The sequence below is a fragment of the Nitrobacter sp. 62-23 genome, assembly GCF_001897285.1.
GTDB lineage: Bacteria > Pseudomonadota > Alphaproteobacteria > Rhizobiales > Xanthobacteraceae > Nitrobacter.
Genome location: NZ_MKSM01000123.1, coordinates 1 through 20,697 on the forward strand (window position 1 = coordinate 1; position 20,697 = coordinate 20,697).

Consider the following 20,697-nt stretch of genomic DNA (forward strand, 5'->3'; position numbering starts at 1 on the left):
CAATAAACCTGCTTCGCCATCCAAGCCCCCAGATCATGGAAAGCTTGAATCACATAGCCCCGCTCGTGGGAATCCTTATTGAGTACGGACCCTAGCGCTCTCAAGGTCACGCCTCGTCGCAGCAAAAAATCGATTCTATTTTGCAACAATCGTTTCGGAAATGTCGCGGCCGCGCATTTTTCCCTCGCCGGATTCCCGTTCATGGTCTGGACTCTTACCCCTCGAGTCCGCTTAAGCGTAATGTTGGTCGATTCGGGAACGGTGAGCAATTCGCCGGTCGTATCGTCGCGCAGTTTGGGGCAGGCATGTCGGGCGTAATCGCAGTGATGCGTCGGACCTTGCTGTCATGCACTTCGCTGGTGCAGGGCGGCATCGCGGGCGCTGGCGCGGCCGGTCTCATCGACATAACGCCCGCATGGGCCACGGAACCTGGCTTGCCGGAGCGATTGATCCAGACCTTCACGAATCTCAGCCGGCAGGATCTGACCGCGCTGGCGGTAGCGCTGGGCGTGCTCGGTTTCTCGGTGGTCTGCGCCATCCTGCTGATGCGCACGCGCATCCGCGCTGCCGCCAACGAGCAGCGGCTGCGCACCGAAATCCGCGAGCTTCAATCGGAAGCCGATCGCTTCCGCGCGCTGCTGTTCGCAGAACCGCAGGTTTTGATTTCCTGGGGCGCCGGCGAGGATCGCCCCCGAATCAGCGGCGACACCGCGCTGCTGTTGCCGCAGGATGCGAAACAGCCCTTGCGGATTCTGGCGTTCGGAACCTGGCTGCCGCCGGAACCGGCGTTGCAGATGGATCATGCGGTCGATGCGCTGCGCAGCGCGGGCGAAGGTTTCCTGCTCAACCTGATCACGTCGGCCGGGCGAACCGTGGAGGCCATGGGCCGCGCCATCGGCGGCCAGGCCATCGTGCGGATCCGCGACCTCGGCGGATTGCGGCGCGACTTCGCCGAGATGACTCTGCGCCATGACAGCCTGCGGGAAGAAACCGCAATGCTGCGGGCCTTCGCGGCCGCCGCGCCATGGCCGCTGTGGGCGCGCGGCAACGACGGCAAGCTCAATTTCGCCAATGCCGCCTACGCGCGCGCCACCGAAGCCGTCGACGCCGCGGATGCAATCCAGCGCAATCTCGAACTGCTCGACAGCGACGACCGCATCGCGATGGCGCGGGCGCTGAGCGAGCACGCGACCTTTACCGCGCGACTGCCGATCGTGATCGGCGGCGAGCGTCGGATGTATGACGTGCACGCGCTTCGCGCCGCCGGCGGAAGCGCCGGCATCGCGCTCGACGCGGGCGAAGCCGTCAAGCTGCGCCAGACGCTGGAGCGGATGGCAGACGCGCATCGCCGCACCCTCGACCAGCTGTCATCCGGTGTCGCGGTATTCGACGGCCGGCGGCGGCTGGCGTTCTACAACGATTCCTATCGCCGGCTCTGGGACCTCGACCGCGCCTTTCTCGACGGCAACCCGGATGATTCCAGCGTGCTCGATCGCCTGCGCGCCGCGCGCAAACTTCCGGAGCAGCCGGACTTCCGCGCCTGGAAGGCCCGTCTGCACGAAGCCTATCGCGCCAACGAAGCGGCCAAGGACGTCTGGTATCTGCCGGACGGACGCGCGCTCAGCATCGTCACCACGCCGAACCCGGAAGGCGGCGTCATCTATCTGTTCGACGACGTCACCGAAAGCCTGGACCTGGCGCGGCGTTACGACCGCCTCATCACCGTGCAGCGCGAGACGCTGGACAGCCTGACCGAAGCGGTCGCGGTGTTCGGCAGCAACGGACGCGCACAGCTTTTCAATCCGGCCTTCGCGCGGATGTGGAAGCTCTCGCCCGAGGCGCTGGCGGAACAGCCGCATATCGATACCGTCGAAGGCTGGTGCAAGCCGCTGTTCGACGACGACGGCGCGTGGCGGACGATTCGCAACGCCGTCACCGGCATCGACAATCGCGCCGCGGTGCCGCTCAAGCTCGAGCGCAAGGACGGCAGCGTGCTGGACTGCATGACCATGCCGCTGCCCGACGGCGCCACCATGCTGACGTTCCACGACATCACCGACAGCGAGAACGTGGAGCGCGCGCTGCGCGAGCGCAACGACGCGCTCGAGGCCGCCGACCAGATGAAGGTCGATTTCGTCCATCACGTCTCTTATGAATTGCGTTCGCCGCTGACCACCATCATCGGCTTCGCACACCTGATGAACGATCCCGGCACCGGGCCGCTCACCGAAAAGCAGGCCGAGTATGTCAACTACATCACCTCGTCGACCGATGCGCTGCTCGCGCTGACCAACAACATCCTCGACCTCGCCACCATCGACGCCGGCGCCATGACGCTCGAACTCGGGCCGGTCGATGTGCGCAAGACCATCGCGGCGGCGGCCGAGGGCATTCAGGACCGCCTGACCCGCGACCGCATCGTCCTGAATGTCGATGTCGATTCGGACATCGGCAACTTCATCGGCGACGAGCGCCGCATTATGCAGGTCCTCTACAACCTGCTCGCCAATGCCGCCAACTTCTCGCCGCCGGACGCCGTGATCACGGTGAGCGCCCGTCGCACCGAGCACAGCGTACGATTTGCCGTGATGGATGAAGGTCCCGGCATTCCACCCGAGGTCAAGGACAAGGCGTTCGACTGGTTCGAAAGCCACGCCAACGGCTCGCGACACCGCGGCGCGGGGCTTGGCCTGTCGCTGGTGCGCTCCTTCGTCGAACTCCATGGCGGGCGTGTGCATTTCGATTCCACCGTCAAGCGCGGCACCCGGGTCGTTTGCGATTTTCCGCTCGACCGGAGCGCGCAGCGCAACGCCGCTGAATGAGCGAACCTTCGACATTCACAACCGCGCTCGCCAACGAGACCGCGACCGCGCATCTGATGGCCGACCTCGCGCTGCTGGTCGGCCCCGGCGACGTCATCACGCTGTCGGGCGATCTCGGCGCGGGCAAGACCGCAGCCGCCCGCGCCATGATCCGCTACCTCGCCGGCGACGACACGATGGAGGTACCGAGCCCGACGTTCACGCTGGCGCAGCATTACGATCTGCCGCCCTATCCGCTGCTCCACACCGACCTCTACCGCATCAGCGGCCCCGGCGAACTCGAGGAGATCGGCCTCGCACCGCTGCCCGAAGGAACGGTGGTGCTGATCGAATGGCCGGAACGCGCGGCCGGCGCCCTGCCCGCCGACCGGATCGACATCGCCTTCAGTCATCGTCCGGCGCTCGGCTCGGCCGCCCGTGCGGCCGAAATCACCGGTTACGGCAAGGCCGCGGCTCAGGTCGCGCGGCTGGCGGCGCTGCGGCAGTTCCTCGATGACGCCGGCCATGGCGATGCGAAACGGCAGCGCATGGCGGGCGACGCCTCGACGCGCTCCTACGCCCGGCTGATCCGCGGCGACACGAGCTTCATCCTGATGAACGCGCCGAAGCGGCCCGATGGGCCCGCGATCCACGACGGCAAGTCCTACAGCGCGGCCGTGCACCTTGCCGAAGACGTCAAACCTTTCGTCGCCATCGCGCGCGGCCTGCGCGATCAGGGCTTTTCCGCGCCCGCGATCCATCATGCCGATCTGGAGTGGGGATTCCTCATCACCGAGGACTTCGGCAGCGCGGGCTTCGTCGAAGGCACGCCGCCTGCGCCGATCGCCGAGCGTTATCAGGCCGCCACCGACCTGCTGGCGGCGCTGCATGGCCGGACGCTGCCCGCAATCCTGTCAGTCGCGCCGCATATTCCCTACACCATTCCGCCATTCGATACCGGGGCGATGCTGGTCGAGGTCGGCCTGATGCTGGACTGGTATCTGCCGGACCGCGGCGTCGAACCAGGCGAGGACGTGCGCGCGGAATTCATAGCGCTGTGGCGCGCGTTGCTGGAGAAGGCAAATGCTGCGCCGAAGAGCTGGGTGCTGCGTGATTACCATTCGCCCAATTTGATCTGGCTGGACCAGCGTCGCGACATCGGACAGGTCGGCATCATCGATTTTCAGGATACCGTGCTCGGTCCCGCCGCCTACGATCTTGTCTCGCTTTTGCAGGATGCGCGAGTGGACGTGCCGGAACCACTCGAACTCGCGCTGTTGACCCGTTACGTGAAGGCGCGGCTGGGGAGCGGCGCGCCGTTCGATCCCGCCGGCTTCGCCGAACTCTATGCCGTCATGTCGGCGCAGCGCAACACGCGGCTGCTCGGCACTTTCGCGCGGCTGAACCGGCGCGACGGCAAACCGCACTACCTGCTCCATCAGCCCCGGATCTGGACCTATCTGACCCGCTCACTGGCCCATCCCTCATTGTCGGCGGCCCGGGCCTGGTATCAGGCTCATGTTCCGCCTCCGGCGGCTTGAACGGATTTGCTTTACGGCTTGTTAGAGGTCGTGCCCTAACCTCTGCGACTCAAAGCCGCACGGCGGTGCGGTCCTCGACGGGAGCAAGCCATGGGTGCGGAACGGCGACGGGGCGAACGTGTCACCTTCGAGCGCGGATACGGCGCCCATATGATGGGCATCGACGGCACCTGGCGCCGTGACTGCACCATGGAGGATGTTTCCGAACATGGCGCCAAGCTGACCATCGAAGGTTCCATCGAAGGCCTTCACCTGAAGGAATTCTTCCTGCTGCTGTCGTCCACCGGGCTCGCCTATCGCCGCTGCGAGCTCGCCTGGGTCAATGGCGACCAGATCGGCGTCAATTTTCTGAAACCAAGCGACAAGAAGAAAAAGGCCGGCAGGCGCAATGGCGCCACCGCGGACGCCTGATCCTCGAGTCATTTCGCTTCCGATACAATCGGAAACCGGCTTTCAGAAAAAATAACGAGAACTCACCCGAACACACCTTTTTGCTGTCACGCTTGCGTCACGCCCAGGGGCTATCGCGTGAGCTGTCGATCGACTGGCCCTTGTCATGATATTATTCGATGAATCGGTCAGAGCTATTCCCGGCTTCGATGGACTCAAAGCCGGGCTCACGTTTTTGTTTTGACGCGTTTTCTTCACGCGAACCGGTGTCCACTTCGCTTGAAAACGCCATGGGTTTTGTTTTGATGCGTTTTTTTACGCGGACTTATATCCATCCTCGGTCAAGCCTGAGGACATGCCTCGCTTGAAAACACTATAGGAAGCGCCGGAGACCTCGCCGAGAATGCCCGTCACCCCGACCAGAGCCATGGTGCTCGCCGCAGGTCTCGGCCTGCGCATGCGACCGCTGACGGAACGGATGCCGAAACCCTTGTTGCCGGTGGCCGGCAAGCCGCTGCTCGATCATGTGCTGGACAGGCTGGCGGATGCGGGCGTCAGCGAAGCGGTCGTCAACGTCCGCTATTTGCCGGACCAGATCATCGACCACGTCGCGCATCGCAGCCGTCCGCGGATCATCATCTCCGACGAGCGCGACGAGGTACTGGGCACTGGCGGGGCCGTGGCCAAAGCCCTGCCTCTCCTTGGGGATGCGCCGTTCTTCCATCTCAACGCCGACACCATGTGGATCGATGGCGCGCGTCCTAACCTGACGCGAATGGCCGAGACCTTCGATCCCGCGAGCATGGACATCCTGCTGCTGATGGCGCCGACCACGGGCAGCATCGGCTATGCCGGCAGCGGCGACTACGCCATGCTTCCCGACGGCGCACTGCGTAAGCGCAAGGAAAATCAGGTCGTTCCGTTCGTCTATGCCGGCGTCGCCATCATGTCGCCCACGCTGTTCGCCGGCGCACCCGTCAGCGAGTTCTCGCTGACGACCATGTTCGATCGCGCCAACGAGCGCGAACGCCTGTTCGGGCTGCGGCTCGACGGCGTCTGGATGCATGTCGGAACGCCCGACGCCATCGAGGCCGCCGAGAAAGCGGTGCTGGTCAACGCCGCCTGAGCAGGTCGTCGCGGGTCGTCGTCGCTCCCCGCGCGTGCCATGATGGCCTGATCCCGAATCAAGGTCCTTCATGCGCGTCCGCAACGTCCCCCCGTCAGCGCCGTTTCTGCGCACCATCATCACCGCGCTGGTCGATGGCGCGCTGATCGAGGGATTCCATCCGCGCGCGCAGCCCGAACGGCTCGCCGAGGTCACGCTCTATCTGCCGACCCGTCGCGCCGGCCGCATGGCGCACGACATCTTTCTCGATGTGCTGAATGTCGATGCCGTGATCCTGCCGCACATTGTCGCGCTCGGCGACCTCGACGAGGACGAACTGGCCTTCGCGCAGGCCGCCTCCCCTTCGGCGGAGACGCTCGACGTGCCGCCCGCGCTTGACGGGCTGTCGCGCCGGCTGGCGCTCGCGCAGCTCATCGACGCATGGGCGCGGCAACTGAAGCCCGGCGATCCGGCGCAGACGCCGCTGGTTCTCGGCGGTCCGGCCTCGACGCTGGCGCTCGCCGACGATCTCGCGCGGCTGATGGACGATATGGTGACGCGCGGCGTGGACTGGCGCGCGCTCGACACGCTGGTGCCCGACGCGCTCGACAGATACTGGCAGCTCACGCTCGATTTCCTAAAGATCGCGCGCGAGTTCTGGCCGGCGCACCTAAAGGAAACGGGCCGGATCGAACCGGCGGCACGGCGCGACCGCCTGATCGAGGCTGAAGCCGCGCGGCTTGCCGCTCACCACGCCGGGCCGGTGATCGCGGCAGGGTCCACCGGGTCGATGCCGTCGACCGCGAAGCTGCTGCATGTCATCGCCGGATTGCCGCAAGGCGCGGTGGTGCTGCCGGGGCTCGACACCGACCTCGACGAAGACGCGTGGCAACTGATCGGCGGCGTCAGGGACAAAACGAGCGGCGACTTCATCACGGCGCCCGCCGCCGGCCATCCGCAGTTCGCGCTGCACGCCCTGCTCAAGCGGTTCGGCATCGCACGCAGCGAGGTGGCGACGCTCGGTGCGCCTGCGCCACACGGGCGCGAGCTGCTGGCCTCGGAGGCGATGCGCCCCTCGGACGCCACAGCGAAGTGGCACACGCGGCTTGCCGAGCCCGATGTCGCGGAGAAAATCGCAGCCGGCATGACCAGCCTCGCCGTGATCGCCGCCGCCAATCCGGAAATGGAGGCGCTCGGCATCGCCGTCGCAATGCGCGAGGCGTGCGACCTGAACAAAACCGCGGCGCTGGTGACGCCCGACCGTGCGCTGGCACGGCGCGTGATGGCCGCACTCGGCCGCTGGAATCTCGACTTCGACGATTCCGGCGGCGACGCGCTGATGGATACGCCCGCGGGAATTTTTGCGCGATTGGTGGCGGAGACAGCCTGCAATGCTCTGGAGCCGCCGACGCTGCTGGCATTGCTCAAGCATCCGTTGTGCCGGCTCGGGCGCACCGGCGGCGGATGGACGCGCGCAGTTAGTACACTGGAACTGGCGATCCTGCGCGGCACGCGACCGCCGCCGGGCAGCAAGGGACTGGCGGATGAGTTCGCGCGATTCAGCGACGAACTGGACAAGCTCGGTCGTGGCGAGAGTTCGTCGTTGCATCGCAGCGAGCCCCGCGCCGCGCTGAAACCGCATCAGATTGACGAAGCCTGGACGTTGATCGCGGCCTTGCAGGCCGCGCTGGCGCCGCTCGAAGGCGATGGCGCAACGCGGTCGGCGGACTTCACCGTGCTCGCCGCGTTGCATCGCGACGCGATCGAGGCGTTGTCGCGCGACGATCAAGGCGTCGCCGTCGCGTTCGAGGGACAGGATGGCGTATCACTTGCGAAGGCATTCGATGATCTCGGCGAGGCAGGCGAGCGCAGCGGCCTGACGGTGGGGATCGCCGACTATCCCGAGGTGTTCGAGACCGCATTCCGCGACCGCATCGTGCGACGGCCGCAGGCCACGACAGCGAATCTGCGCATCTATGGTCCGCTCGAAGCGCGTCTTACTCAATGCGACCGCGTCATTCTCGGCGGCCTCGTCGAAAGCATGTGGCCGCCGGCGCCGCCGAACGATCCCTGGCTCAGCCGCCCGATGCGGCACGAGCTTGGGCTCGACCTTCCGGAGCGGCGCATCGGCCTGTCCGCGCACGACTTCGCGCAACTGCTCGGCGCGGAGGATGTCATCCTCAGCCACGCCGCCAAGGCCGCCGGCGCGCCGGCGGTGGCCTCGCGATTCCTGCATCGGCTCGAAGCCGTCGCAGGCAGTGAGCGCTGGGCCGCCGCGCTGCAAGCCGGCGCGCGCTACGTTCGATACGCCGAGGCGCTCGACCGTCCCGACGAGGTCAAGCCCATCGCACAGCCCGCGCCGAAGCCGCCGCGTACGGCGCGGCCGACGCGGTTGTCGGTGACCGCGATCGAGGACTGGCTGCGCGACCCCTATACCATCTACGCCAAACACATTTTGAAACTCACGCCGCTTGATGCCGTGGACATGCCGCTGTCGGCGGCCGATCGCGGCTCTGCGATCCACGACGCGCTCGGCGATTTCACCAAAGCCTATCCGGCGGCCTTGCCGGACAATCCCGCGGAGGTGCTTCGCGCCGTCGGCGAAAGCCGTTTCGCACCATTGATGCAACGCCCCGAGGCGCGCGCGCTGTGGTGGCCGCGCTTCCAGCGCATCGCGGCATGGTCCGCGGATTGGGAGCGGTCGCGCCGGGGGCAACTCGTGACGATCGACGCCGAGGTCAGCGGCGCAATCGAGATCGCAATCGAAGGGGATCGCAAGTTTATCCTGTCCGCCCGCGCCGACCGCATCGAGCATCTCGGCGACGGAAGCTTCGCCATCCTCGACTACAAGACCGGCAGCCCGCCGAGCAGCAAGCAGGTGCGGCTTGGACTATCGCCGCAGCTGACGCTGGAATCCGCGATCCTGCGCGGCGGCGGCTTTGCAGGCATTCCCGCGGGCGCGTCCGTGAACGAACTCGTCTATGTTCGCCTCAGCGGCAACAATCCGCCCGGCGAACCCAAGCCTGTCGATCTCGACAACGGCAAGACCGCCCGGCAATCGCCGGATCAGGCCGCCGACCGGGCGCTTGAGCAGCTTACCGCGCTGATCCGCGCCTTCGACAATGAGGCACAGGGCTATACCTCGCTCGACCTGCCGATGTGGAAGACGCGCTACGGCACTTACGACGATCTCGCGCGGATCAAGGAATGGTCGGCGGCCGGCAGTCTGGGACTGGAGGAATGGTGAAGGCGTCCCGCCCGGTTCATCCCGATGCCAGCGCGCGCCAGCAGCGTGCGTCCGATCCGGCGACCTCGGTGTTCGTGTCCGCCAATGCCGGATCGGGCAAGACGCATGTTCTGGTACAGCGCGTGATCCGCCTGCTGCTCAACGGCGTCGACCCCGCGCGCATTCTCTGCATCACCTTCACCAAGGCCGCCGCCGCCAACATGTCGGAGCGGGTGTTCTCGACGCTCGGGCAATGGGTCACGCTCGACGATGACGCATTGAACGCGGCGCTGCGCGACGTCGGTATCGCGCAACCCGATGTGAAATGGCGCGAACGGGCGCGCAAACTGTTCGCCTCCGCACTGGAAACGCCGGGCGGCTTGAAGGTGCAGACCATCCACGCGCTGTGCACGCGGCTGTTGCAGCAGTTTCCGTTCGAGGCGCGGGTGCCCGCGCGCTTCACTGTGCTCGACGAGCGCGACCAGACCGAGATGATGGAGCGCGCCAGCCTCAAGGTCATGCTCGCTGCCTCGCAGAATCCGGACAGCGCCGGCGGTCGCGCGCTGCAATACGCCATGGGCGCAGCGGCTGACACCACGCTGCGGGACGTCCTCAATCAGGCCTGCCTCAGCCGCGATCACGTCATGGCCTGGACCGAGGATCGCGGCATCGAGCAGGCAATCCGCGACGTCGCCGCCGTGCTCGGCGTCGATCCCGCCGGTCGGGTCGAGGATGTCGAACGCGAGATCATCGATGGGCCGAACCTGCCGCGATCGGAATGGCAGACGCTCGCCGCGGTTCTGGAAGCGGGCAACAAATCCGACATGGAGCAAACCAAACGCCTGCGTGAAGCACATGCCATGATCGGCGAAGCCGCGCAAACAGATCGCTATCTCGATGTCTTCCTGACCGGCGACGGCAGCCCGCGCAAATCCTTTGTCACAAAGAAGATAAGCGATGTAAGGCCTGATATCGCTGACATGCTCGCCGATGAATGCCTGCGCGTGACCGCGCTACTCGAGCGTCGCCGCGCCCTCACCATTCGCGACCGCACGCAATCGCTGCTGGTCATCGCAACCGCGATCGCCGCGAATTATCGGCGCGAGAAGCAGGAACGCGGCCTGCTTGATTACGACGACCTGATCGACAAGACGCTGGACATGCTGAACCAGACCTCGCCGGGCTGGGTCCATTACAAACTCGATCGCGGCGTCGACCATGTGCTGATCGACGAGGCGCAGGACACGAGCCCGAAGCAGTGGGACATCGTCGAGCGCATCATCGCGGACTTCACGACCGGCGAAGGCGCGCGTGAGGGCGTGCGCCGAACGGTGTTCGCGGTCGGCGACGAGAAGCAGTCGATCTTCTCGTTCCAGGGCGCGGCGCCGCGCGAATTCGACGAACGGCGACGCAAGCTGGAGGGCAAGTTCACCGACGCGAATCTCCCGTTCCGGAAAGAGGATTTCATCTACTCGTTCCGCTCCGGCAAAACGATTCTGGAGTCCGTCGATTACGTGTTTCGCGACCAGGCGATCTACGGCAGCATCCATGCGGTCGGCGCCCATCCCGTGCATGAATCGCTGGCCGACGCCGCGCCCGGCATCGTCGAGCTCTGGAGTCTGGAGGAGCGCGACAAGCGGGAGGAGATCGAAGGCTGGCGCGCGCCGTTCGACGCGGTCTCGGCGACCAGTCCGGAAGTCAAGCTGGCGCGGCGCATCCAGAGCGAGATCAAGGCGCTGCTCGCACGGAGCACCATGACCGGACATGAAGGCGCGCGCCGTCCGCTCAGCTACGGCGACGTGATGGTGCTGGTGCGGCGGCGCGGCAACGCTTTTGATGCGATCATCCAGGCGCTGAAGCAGTCCGGCATTCCGGTTGCCGGCGCCGACCGCCTCAAGCTGACCGAGCACATCGCGATCATCGACCTGATGAACCTTGCGGATGCGCTGCTGCTGCCGCAGGACGACCTGGCGCTGGCGGTGGCGCTAAAGAGTCCGCTGTTCGGCCTCGACGACGACGACCTGTTCACGCTGGCCCGGCAGCGCGAGGGCTCGCTGCGCGATGCGCTCGCCGGCCACGCCGCGGCAGGCGACAAATTCCGCGACGCGTTCGATCGCCTGAAGCTGTGCGAACGAAGCGCCGCACGGCAGACGCCGTTCGCGTTCTACGCGTGGCTTTTGGGCGAAGACGGCGGACGGCGGCGGATCCTGCGGCGTCTCGGCCATGAAGCGAATGACGCGCTCGACGAATTCCTCGAACTGGCGCTGACTTATGAGCGCAAGGCTCCCGCGGCGCTGCAGGGATTCATGGCTTGGCTGCGCGCCGCCGACACCGAGGTGAAGCGCGACATGGAAATCTCGCGCGACGAGGTGCGGGTGATGACCGTCCATGGCGCCAAGGGACTGGAGGCGTCGGTGGTGTTCCTCGCCGATACCGTGACCTCGCCGGCCGACACCGAGCGCCTCAGCTTGATCCGCATGGCGCGGGGCAACGCGCCGGCCGACGCGGCAGGCGTCACGGTCTGGGCCGGCAGGAAGGCCGAGGATCCGCCTCGCGTGGCGCAGGCCCGCGCCGCCATGATCGCGGAGACCGAGGACGAATACCGCCGCCTGCTTTACGTGGCGATGACGCGCGCGGCCGATCGCCTGATCGTCGGCGGATGTATGCCCGGCAACCGCAAGGAGGTGCGGGACTTGTCCTGGTACGACCTGATCGGCAAGGGCCTGGAAAAGTCCGGCCTCGCGATGCAGGAGATCGAGACCGCCGCCGGCACTGTCAGGCGCTACAGCCGACCGGGGGAGCCCGCATCAGCCGCAACCAGTCCGGTGGCAGAGACCATCGCCGCGCAGATCGTTCTCCCGCCATGGCTGCATGCGAAGGCTGCGCGGACGGCGCCCGCGAACCGGCCGCTTCGCCCCTCGGAGGCGGACGACACGGCGTATCGACGCATCCGGCCCGGCGAATCCACAGACCAGCGCAACCGCGCGCTGTTGCGCGGCACGCTGGTGCATCGTCTGCTGCAATCGCTGCCCGACATGCCGGCCGGTCGCCGCCGCGACACCGCGCTGGCCCATCTCGCCCGCAATGCGGGCAACTGGAGCGAGGCCGAGCGCGACGTGCTGGCGGCGCAGGTGCTGTCCCTGATCGCTGATGCGCGGTTCGCACCGGTTTTTGCCGACGGCAGCCGGGCCGAGGTGGCGATCGCCGGGCGGCTGACGACGCGGCACGGCGATCCCGTGCTGGTCTCCGGCCAGATCGACCGCCTGGTGATCACGCCGGAGGCGGTTCTGATCGTCGACTACAAGACCGGCCACGCGATGCCCGCAAGCGCCGCCCAAGCGCCGCCGGCCTATGTCCGCCAGCTTGCGCTCTACCGCGCGGTGCTGGCCCGGCTGTATCCGAAATTTCCCGTCAAGGCCGCGCTGCTCTGGACCGAGACGCCTGAATTAATGGAGATTTCGGCCGCGATGCTTGATGCCGAGCTGGAAGCCCTCATCTCGGCGTGAGAAACCTTGACCCGGCAGGATCGCCTTCTTAACTTGGCACATAAGCGCAAGCGCATTCCTTTCACGGCGCGCGCTCTCATTGAGGCAACGAGGTATTCCATGGCTGTTGGCAAGGTTTCGGACGCCAATTTCGAAGCGGAAGTGCTCAAGGCGACTGGCCCGGTCGTGGTCGATTTCTGGGCCGAGTGGTGCGGTCCCTGCCGCATGATCGGCCCGGTGCTGGACGAGATTTCCAGCGCGATGGGCAGCAAAGTCAAGATCGTCAAGCTCAACGTCGACGAGAGCCCGCGGACGGCTTCGAAATACGGCGTGATGTCGATTCCGACGCTGATGATCTTCAAGGGCGGCGAGCTGGCCTCGCGTCAGGTCGGCGCGGCGCCGAAGCAGAAGCTGGAGCAGTGGATCACCGCCACGGTCTGAGTCTTCGCTTCCGCTTTTCTAAAATTTTGCGAACGGCCGGTTCACCACCGGCCGTTTTTGTTTGGGTGTGCCTCTTACCTCTCCCGCTTGCGGGGGAGAGCGCTCGCAACGCATCACCGATACGTTTGCCTCGAAATAAATAATTTTAGTTCGGCGGCGTGCCATTCTCCGCCAGCACATGGCCGGCGAGATAGAGCGACCCCGCGATCAGGATGCGTGGCGGGATTTCATAGGCAAGCCGCGCCACCGACTGCAGCGCCGCGCTGACGCTCACGGCGGTTTCGGCGCGCATGTCGAACGCGCGCGCAGCATCCGCCAGCACGTCCGGCGGCATCGCATTTTCCGTATCCGGAATCGGCACGGCGATGACGTGGCGGGTCAGCCCCGCGAAGTTGGCGAGGAAGCCTTGCGCATCCTTGTTTCCCATCATGCCCGTTATCACCACCAGCGGCCGCGACACCCGCTCCTCCAGATCGCCGAGCGCAGCCGCCGCCACCCGTCCGCCGTCGACATTATGTCCGCCGTCTAGCCAGAGCTCGGCGTCGCGCGGCGCTCGATCCACCAGCCTGCCTGACGTCAGCCGCTGCATTCGCGCCGGCCATTCCGCGCTCGTGACACCGCGCTCGAACGCCGCGGCGTCGATGCTGAAGCGTTCCTGCGCCCGCAGCGTCGCGACCGCGAGACCGGCATTGTCGAACTGATGGCGACCGAACAGTCGCGGCGCGGCAAGGTCGAGCAGGCCGCGCTCGTCCTGATAGACCAGCCGTCCATGCTCCATGCCGACGTGCCAGTCCTGACCCTCGGCGTATAGCGGGCTGCGCATCTGCTTCGCCCGCTGCTCGATCACGGCCTGCGCCTCCGGCAACTGCGCAGCGGCGATCACGGGCACACCACGCTTGATGATGCCGGCCTTCTCGCCGGCGATCTGCATCAGCGTGCCGCCAAGAAATTCGACATGGTCGATGCCGATCGGCGTGATGACGCTCGCGAGCGGCGTTTCCACCACGTTCGTGCTGTCAAGCCGGCCGCCGAGGCCGACCTCCAGCAGCAGCACGTCGGCGGGAGTTTTCGCGAACAACAGGAAGGCGGCGGCGGTCTTGATCTCGAACTGGGTGAGAGGCTCGCCGCCGTTGGCGCGCTCGCATTCGAGCAGCGCGTCGTGCAGGTCGCCGTCGCCGACCAGCGTTCCGGCCAGCCGCACGCATTCGTTGATCCGCACCAGATAGGGCGAGGTAAAGACGTGCACCCTCAGGCCGGCGGCCTCTAGGATCGCGCGCAGATAGGCAATCGTCGAGCCCTTGCCGTTGGTGCCTGCGACATGAATGACGGGCGGCAGCCGGCGTTCGGGGTGATCAAGCCGTTCGAGGATGCGCCACATCCGGCCGAGCGTGAGATCGATCTTTTTCGGATGCAGCTTCGAGATTCGCGCGACGACCTCGCCGAGCGGCGTCTGATGGGGCGGAGCAGCGCTCACGCGGGAGGCGCAGGCGGCGGCGCCGCGTCCGTTGCAGGCACCGGCTCGGCCGGCTCATCCGTGTCGGGCGGCGGCTCTGCCGTCGCATCAAACGCAGGCGCCTTGGTCAGCAGCCGGCACAGCCGCGCCAGCGTCGGCCGCAACTCATGGCGATGCACCACCAGGTCGACCATGCCGTGGTCACGCAGATATTCGGCGCGCTGGAAGCCATCCGGCAATTTCTCGCGGATGGTCTGCTCGATGACGCGCGCGCCGGCGAAACCGATCAGCGCACCGGGCTCGGCGATGTGGATGTCGCCGAGCATCGCATAGGACGCGGTGACGCCGCCGGTGGTCGGATTGGTCAGCACCACGATGTAGGGTTGGCCTGCCTCGCGCAGCATCTGCACGGCGACGGTGGTGCGCGGCAGTTGCATCAGCGACAGCACGCCCTCCTGCATCCGCGCGCCGCCGGAGGCCGCAAACACGATGAACGGGCATTGCTTCTCGACCGCGAGTTCGATGCCGCGCACGATGGCCTCACCCGCCGCCATTCCGAGCGATCCGCCCATGAAATCGAAATCCTGCACCGCGACGACGACGCCGGCGCTTTCCAGCTTGCCGTATCCGACCTTCACGGAATCATGGAGTCCGGTCTTGGCGCGCGCGTCCTTGATGCGATCGACATATCTGCGCTCGTCACGGAACTTGAGCGGATCGGCGGTCACCTCGGGCAACGCGACGTCGTACCAGGTCTCGTTGTCGAAGATCGAACGCAGCCGCGCGTCCGCGCTCATGCGCATGTGATAGTTCGAGCCCGGGATGACGAACTGGTTGCTCTCGACGTCCTTGTAGAACACGAGCTGACCGGTGTCCGGACACTTGATCCAGAGATTCTCCGGCGTCTCGCGCTTGAGCATATTGCGGATCTTGGGGCGGACGACGTTCGTCAACCAGTTCATGCTTCACTCCGTAACGCCACACCATCCAGCGATGGCCCGAACCCTCTCCCCCTTTTGGAGAGGGTGGCAAGCACCGCCCGAAGCAAGGTGCGAACCGGGTGAGGGGTTCGCCTGTCGCAAAGAGGACGAGGGGACGACCCCCTCACCCGCCTCACCGCATACATGCGACTCGGCACCCTCTCCCACAAGGGGAGAGGTAAAGCAAAGACTATTCCTCATCCCGCTCTGGCCGACCGCACGCCCGCGGCCAGCGACGCCACGAGACCGGCGACCGCGTTGACGGTCCCGGCCGTCGCCTTGCCCCCGGTATCGAGGCTGCCGGAGAGCGCATCGACCAGCGCGGAGCCGACCACCGCGCCGTCGGCGCCCTCGGCGATGCCACGCGCCGCCTCCGGGGTGCGAATGCCGAAGCCGACGCAGACCGGCAAATCGGTATGGCGCTTGATGCGTCCAACCGCCGCGCCGACGGCGGCCGAATCCGCAGCCGCGCTGCCGGTGATCCCGGTGATCGAGACGTAGTAGACGAAACCGGAGGTGTTCGCGAGCACCGCCGGCAGCCGCTTGTCGTCGGTGGTCGGCGTCGCGAGGCGAATGAAATTCAGTCCCGCCTTCATCGCCGGAATGCACAGTTCGGAGTCTTCCTCCGGCGGCAGATCGACGACGATAAGGCCGTCGATGCCAGCGGCCTTCGCGTCGACAAGAAACCTCTCGACGCCGTAAATGTAGATCGGATTGTAATATCCCATCAGCACGACCGGCGTCGCGTCCTCATTTTGCCGGAAGTCGCGGATCATCTGCAGCGTCTTGGTCACGGTCATGCCCGCCTTGAGCGCGCGCCGCCCGGCGGCCTGGACCGCGGGGCCGTCCGCCATCGGATCGGTGAACGGCATTCCGATTTCAATGATGTCGGCGCCTGCCTCAGGCAGCGCCTGAATGATGGCGAGCGAGGTCGCGGGGTCCGGGTCGCCGGCCATCAGGAAGGTGACGAAGGCCGCGCGGCCCTGCTTCCGCAATTCGGCAAAACGCGTGTCGATACGGGTGCTCACGTCTTCCTGCCCTTCAAGATCTCGCCGACCTGCGGCACGTCCTTGTCGCCGCGGCCGGAGAGGTTGACCACCATCAGGTGATCTTTGGACCGCTGCGGCGCGAGTTCGATGACACGCGCGATCGCGTGCGCCGATTCCAGCGCCGGGATGATGCCTTCAAGCCGCGACAGCAGTTGAAACGCGGCGAGCGCCTCCTCGTCGGTCGCGGACAGATAGGTGACGCGGCCGGTCTCACGCAGCCATGAATGCTCCGGCCCGATGCCGGGATAATCGAGGCCGGCGGAGATCGAGTGCGCGTCCTGGATCTGGCCGTCATCGTCCATCAGGAGATACGTCCGGTTACCGTGCAGCACGCCCGGCCGCCCGCCGGTGAGCGAGGCGGCGTGCAGCTTGTCGAGGCCGTGTCCCGCCGCCTCGACGCCGAAAATCTCCACCGAGGCATCGTCGAGAAACGGGTGGAACAGTCCCATCGCATTGGAACCGCCGCCGATGCAGGCGATCAGCGAATCCGGCAGGCGGCCCTCGGCCTCCTGCATCTGCGCGCGCGTCTCCGCGCCGATGACCGACTGGAAGTCGCGCACCATCATCGGATAGGGATGCGGCCCCGCCACCGTGCCGATGCAATAGAAGGTGTTGTGCACGTTGGTCACCCAGTCGCGGAGCGCCTCGTTCATGGCGTCCTTGAGCGTGCGGGTGCCGGACTGCACCGGCACCACTTTGGCGCCCAGCATCTCCATGCGGATGACGTTGGGCTCCTGCCGCGCCACGTCGACCGCGCCCATATAGACCACGCAGTCGAGGCCGAAGCGCGCGCACAGCGTCGCGGTCGCAACGCCATGCTGGCCCGCGCCGGTCTCGGCGATGATGCGCTTCTTGCCCATGCGACGCGCGACCAGAATCTGGCCGAGCACGTTGTTGACCTTGTGCGAGCCGGTGTGGTTGAGCTCCTCCCGCTTCAGATAGATCTTTGCGCCACCAGCGCGGCCGGAAGCCGCGGAAATGTCCCGAAGATGCTCGGTCAGGCGCTCGGCGAAATACAAGGGCGACGGACGGCCGACATAGTTCTTGCGGTAGCCGGCCATCTCGCGCTGGAACGCCGAATCGGCCCTGGCTTCGGCATAGGCCTTCTCCAGATCGAGGATCAGCGGCATCAGCGTTTCCGCCACGAAGCGGCCGCCGAAAATGCCGAAGTGTCCGCGCTCGTCGGGACCGGATCGGAAGGAATTGGGGAGAGAGTTCATTGTGACCCTTCGTCATGGCCGGATTGATTCCGGCCATCCACGTCTTGCTCGCTGTGATTTCCGACAGAGGTCGATGCCCGCGAAACGGACAGGTTTACGCCGTCTGCGACGGCTCTGCGCAGGCATGACGGCTGCCGTGGTTTTCCGAGGCTACCCCACATGCGAGGTCGCTTCGCGCAAACTGGTCGCAGCCGCTCGCGCGGCCCGAATGAATGCGTCGATCATTCCGGCATCCTTCACCCCCGGCGCGCTTTCCACGCTGGAGGAAACATCGACGCCGCCGGCGCGCGTGATCCGCACCGCGTCGTGGACGTTGCTTGCGGCGAGGCCGCCGGAGATCATGAATGGAATCTTGAGAGCCAGGTTTTCCAGAAGCCGCCAGTCGAAGGGAACGCCCAGCCCGCCCGGCCGCGTGGCGTCCTTGGGCGGGCGCGCATCGAACAGCACACGGTCGGCCGCCGCGGCGTAAGCGGGCAGCGTCGCAAGGTCGGCGGCGGTCTCGACACCGATCGCTTTCATGACCGGCAGGCCGAACCGCCGCTTGATCTCGTGAATGCGAACCGCGGTTTCCTTGCCATGCAATTGCAACAGATCCGGCCGCAAAGCCTCGATGATGCCGTCCAGCGTCGCGTCGTCGGCATCCACGGTCAGCGCGACCTTGACGGCACGCCCGCCTGCCTGCGCGCCCAGTTCGCGCGCGCGCGACAGATCAAGATGCCGCGGCGAGGCTGGAAAGAACACGAATCCCACCATATCGGCACCGGCCTGCAACGCCGCATCGAGCGTCGCAGGAGTGGACAGGCCGCATATCTTGACGATCAGGGACATGGTCTCGAACGATCCGGCGCGCGCACCGGACAACCGGCGAAACCCGGCCGTTTCCGGGCATCAAACGCGCTCGCGCGGGTTCTACAACGTCGCGCTGCGCTTGTCTCGTCCGCGCGCTAGGGCCGTCGGAAAGTTCTTTGCGATGCAGCAGGGACCGCCGCTATCCGGCCCGGCGCGTCAGGTCGGGCAACCGCGCCGTATCGCGAGACTCCCAGCGCGATCGCAGATCGGCCAGCTCCACGCGCGCCTCCCGCGCATCCGCCTCATACTGGCGCACCTTGTGACGCCAGCGGCGTTGCCCGAACCAGGTCGCGACGCTCCCGGCCACCACGCCGAAGATCGCAACCGCAATGATGAGGATGAACAGCGGCAGGGTGACGGTGGCCATCCGGTCGTTCGCATCGAAGGGATCGAACGTCACCGTCACCGGATGACGGTTTGCGAACGCAAACACGATGAAAAGCACACCAAGCGGAATCACGATCAGGCCGGTCAGGAATTTTCGCATGATCTCTCTCGCGACGGTAGCGTCAAGCACTCATGCTGGACAGGTTCGCTTGCAGATTCATGGGGACGCCCCCCTGAACGTTCCTATGCGCTTGCTTCACTGGTGGCATTCTCGCGATTGAGCCGCTCGCGCATTTCCTTGCCGGTCTTGAAGAACGGCACGCTCTTCTGATCGACCGGGACGTGTTCTCCCGTGCGCGGATTGCGGCCCGCACGCGCGGGACGATGCTTGACCGAAAACGCACCAAAGCCACGCAGCTCGACGCGATCGCCTCGCGCGAGCGCGGCGACAATCTCGTCGAGAATTGCGTTCACGATGTTCTCCACATCCCGCTGATAGAGGTGCGGGTTGTGCTCGGCGATGCGTTGAACGAGTTCGGATTTGATCATCGAGACTGGGGCCCATAGACGGGAGGGACCATTTCCGTGAAAATGGTCAGGGCTGTCAAGTCGCTAAATGCGATTCGCCCGGTCGGAGGAAACCGCCGCAAAAATTCTGCACCGCGGCATTTGCGGGTTCTCACCCCCAAAAATGCCCGCGCGCGTCCGATTCGAGCCTCAATTGGAGGGTGCCGGCTGCCACAATGCCAGCATGCCGTCGAGACCCAACCGATCCGCCGCCCGCACCACGCCGGCCTGCTCGACCTGGCGCGCGACGCCGCTCAATCCCAGCGCATCGAAGGTCAGAAATGCGGCGGTGCGCAGGAACGTCAGGTCGCCAAAGCGCGGCGACAACTTGAAATCGCGCACCGGGAGGCCGGAAGCGACGTTCTTCTCGGCGACAAGCCACGCGATCGCAGTCCTTTCGTCGCCGAGCTGATCGATCAGCTTGAGGTCAATCGCCTGCCGCCCGGTGAAGACACGGCCGTCGGCGACCTTCTCCAGTTGCGCACCATCCATGCCGCGCCGGCTCTGCACCAGGCCGCGGAACCAGGCATAGGAATCCTTCACCAGCGAGTCGATTGCAGCGCGCGCTTCCGGGCTGGTCGGCTCATAGCCGTTCGGAGCCGCCTTCAACGGCGACGATTTCACCTCCTCAACCTTGATTCCGACCGTTTTCAGGAGCTCGGTGAAATTCGGATATTGAAACAGCACGCCGATCGAACCGACCAGCGCCGTCTGCTGCGCGACGATATGATCGGAGGCGAGCGCGGCGATATATCCGCCCGACGCGCAGAGCCCTTCGACCACCACCACCATCGGCTTCCTGGCCTTCAGGCGCATCAGGGCGTCGTAAAGCTGCTCGGACCCCGCCGTCGTGCCTCCCGGCGAATTGATGTGCACGATGACCGCGGGCGCGTTGGATTTGCCCAAGCGCTCCAGCGCCTCGACGCGGTTCTGGTCGCTGCGGATCAGGCCCTCGATGTTGACACGCTGGATCGCGCCGCCGCCCGTCAGCTTGCGGCCCCATGGCGTCGCATAGGCGCTGACGGCGATAACCGATGCGATCGCGATTAAAGCCGACGCGACGCGCCAGAAGGTGAGCTTGCTGCGCAACCTGCGGCGATCGACGATCGCATCCGACTCAATCGACATCGACATTCTCCATAAGGACCCGCGATCAGGCATCCACCCTGACGCTCGGCATCGGCCTTGATTGACCAAGTTACACCAATTGCAGCGCAATATGAAGAAACCAGAGTCTTTCACCGTTTCACGGAAACAGTGAAA

16 protein-coding genes are annotated in these 20,697 nt (G+C 65.8%); 7 read left to right on the forward strand and 9 right to left on the reverse strand.

Translation table 11 applies throughout. The features are described 5' to 3' along the window. Window positions 1-203 (reverse strand): hypothetical protein (locus BGO16_RS14040; RefSeq protein WP_292619356.1); only part of this gene is annotated, 203 nt, incomplete at its 3' end. A gap of 102 nt (window positions 204-305) precedes the next feature. On the opposite strand from BGO16_RS14040, the gene BGO16_RS14045 reads away from it, so the two are divergent. The 7 genes from BGO16_RS14045 to trxA all read left to right on the forward strand — a co-directional run bounded on the left by BGO16_RS14045 (window position 306) and on the right by trxA (window position 12,989). Continuing rightward, a complete protein-coding gene (locus tag BGO16_RS14045; protein ID WP_292619357.1) occupies window positions 306-2,822 on the forward strand; it encodes a PAS-domain containing protein in 2,517 nt (838 codons plus the stop codon). Further along, complete coding sequence (gene tsaE / locus BGO16_RS14050) at window positions 2,819-4,342, forward strand: tRNA (adenosine(37)-N6)-threonylcarbamoyltransferase complex ATPase subunit type 1 TsaE (RefSeq protein ID WP_292619358.1); 1,524 nt, start codon at window positions 2,819-2,821, stop codon at window positions 4,340-4,342. The genes BGO16_RS14045 and tsaE overlap by 4 nt, the downstream gene beginning before the upstream one ends. Window positions 4,343-4,432: 90 nt before the next feature. Continuing rightward, window positions 4,433-4,753, forward strand: coding sequence for a PilZ domain-containing protein (locus BGO16_RS14055; protein ID WP_292619360.1), 321 nt, complete (start codon window positions 4,433-4,435; stop codon window positions 4,751-4,753). A 382-nt stretch (window positions 4,754-5,135) separates the two neighbouring features. Then, complete coding sequence (locus BGO16_RS14060) at window positions 5,136-5,858, forward strand: nucleotidyltransferase family protein (protein WP_292619361.1); 723 nt, start codon at window positions 5,136-5,138, stop codon at window positions 5,856-5,858. Window positions 5,859-5,928: 70 nt separating this feature from the next. Beyond that, complete coding sequence (gene addB, locus BGO16_RS14065; RefSeq protein ID WP_292619362.1) at window positions 5,929-9,084, forward strand: double-strand break repair protein AddB; 3,156 nt, start codon at window positions 5,929-5,931, stop codon at window positions 9,082-9,084. Then, window positions 9,078-12,569: a double-strand break repair helicase AddA gene (gene addA, locus BGO16_RS14070; RefSeq protein WP_292619364.1), complete on the forward strand. Its 3,492-nt coding sequence runs from the start codon at window positions 9,078-9,080 to the stop codon at window positions 12,567-12,569. The genes addB and addA overlap by 7 nt, the downstream gene beginning before the upstream one ends. Before the next feature lie 99 nt (window positions 12,570-12,668). Further along, on the forward strand, window positions 12,669-12,989 hold the full coding sequence (gene trxA / locus BGO16_RS14075; RefSeq protein WP_009796619.1) for a thioredoxin: 321 nt from the start codon (window positions 12,669-12,671) through the stop codon (window positions 12,987-12,989). Window positions 12,990-13,134: 145 nt separating this feature from the next. Here trxA and BGO16_RS14080 read toward each other — a convergent pair whose 3' ends face one another. From BGO16_RS14080 to sppA, 8 genes are all read right to left on the reverse strand, one after another. Beyond that, a complete protein-coding gene (locus BGO16_RS14080) occupies window positions 13,135-14,463 on the reverse strand; it encodes a folylpolyglutamate synthase/dihydrofolate synthase family protein (protein WP_292619366.1) in 1,329 nt (442 codons plus the stop codon). Then, window positions 14,460-15,404, reverse strand: a complete 945-nt coding sequence (accD, locus tag BGO16_RS14085) for an acetyl-CoA carboxylase, carboxyltransferase subunit beta (RefSeq protein WP_292619367.1) — start codon at window positions 15,402-15,404, stop codon at window positions 14,460-14,462. Before accD ends, BGO16_RS14080 begins: the two co-directional genes overlap by 4 nt. A 215-nt stretch (window positions 15,405-15,619) precedes the next feature. Beyond that, window positions 15,620-16,450 (reverse strand): tryptophan synthase subunit alpha, encoded by an 831-nt coding sequence (gene trpA / locus BGO16_RS14090; protein WP_292619369.1) that lies wholly within the window; start codon window positions 16,448-16,450, stop codon window positions 15,620-15,622. Beyond that, window positions 16,447-17,691 carry a tryptophan synthase subunit beta gene (gene trpB / locus BGO16_RS14095; protein ID WP_292619371.1) on the reverse strand — a complete coding sequence of 415 codons (1,245 nt, stop codon included), beginning with the start codon at window positions 17,689-17,691 and terminating at the stop codon, window positions 16,447-16,449. Before trpB ends, trpA begins: the two co-directional genes overlap by 4 nt. A 150-nt stretch (window positions 17,692-17,841) precedes the next feature. Further along, entirely contained in the window at window positions 17,842-18,519 is a 678-nt protein-coding gene (locus BGO16_RS14100) for a phosphoribosylanthranilate isomerase (protein WP_292619373.1), read from the reverse strand. 160 nt (window positions 18,520-18,679) lie between these two features. Further along, a complete protein-coding gene (locus tag BGO16_RS14105) occupies window positions 18,680-19,027 on the reverse strand; it encodes a LapA family protein (RefSeq protein ID WP_292619375.1) in 348 nt (115 codons plus the stop codon). Between the two features lie 83 nt (window positions 19,028-19,110). Continuing rightward, on the reverse strand, window positions 19,111-19,416 hold the full coding sequence (locus BGO16_RS14110; RefSeq protein WP_009796612.1) for an integration host factor subunit beta: 306 nt from the start codon (window positions 19,414-19,416) through the stop codon (window positions 19,111-19,113). Window positions 19,417-19,584: 168 nt separating this feature from the next. Beyond that, window positions 19,585-20,562: a signal peptide peptidase SppA gene (sppA, locus tag BGO16_RS14115; protein ID WP_292619378.1), complete on the reverse strand. Its 978-nt coding sequence runs from the start codon at window positions 20,560-20,562 to the stop codon at window positions 19,585-19,587. Between the last annotated feature and the right edge of the window lie 135 nt (window positions 20,563-20,697).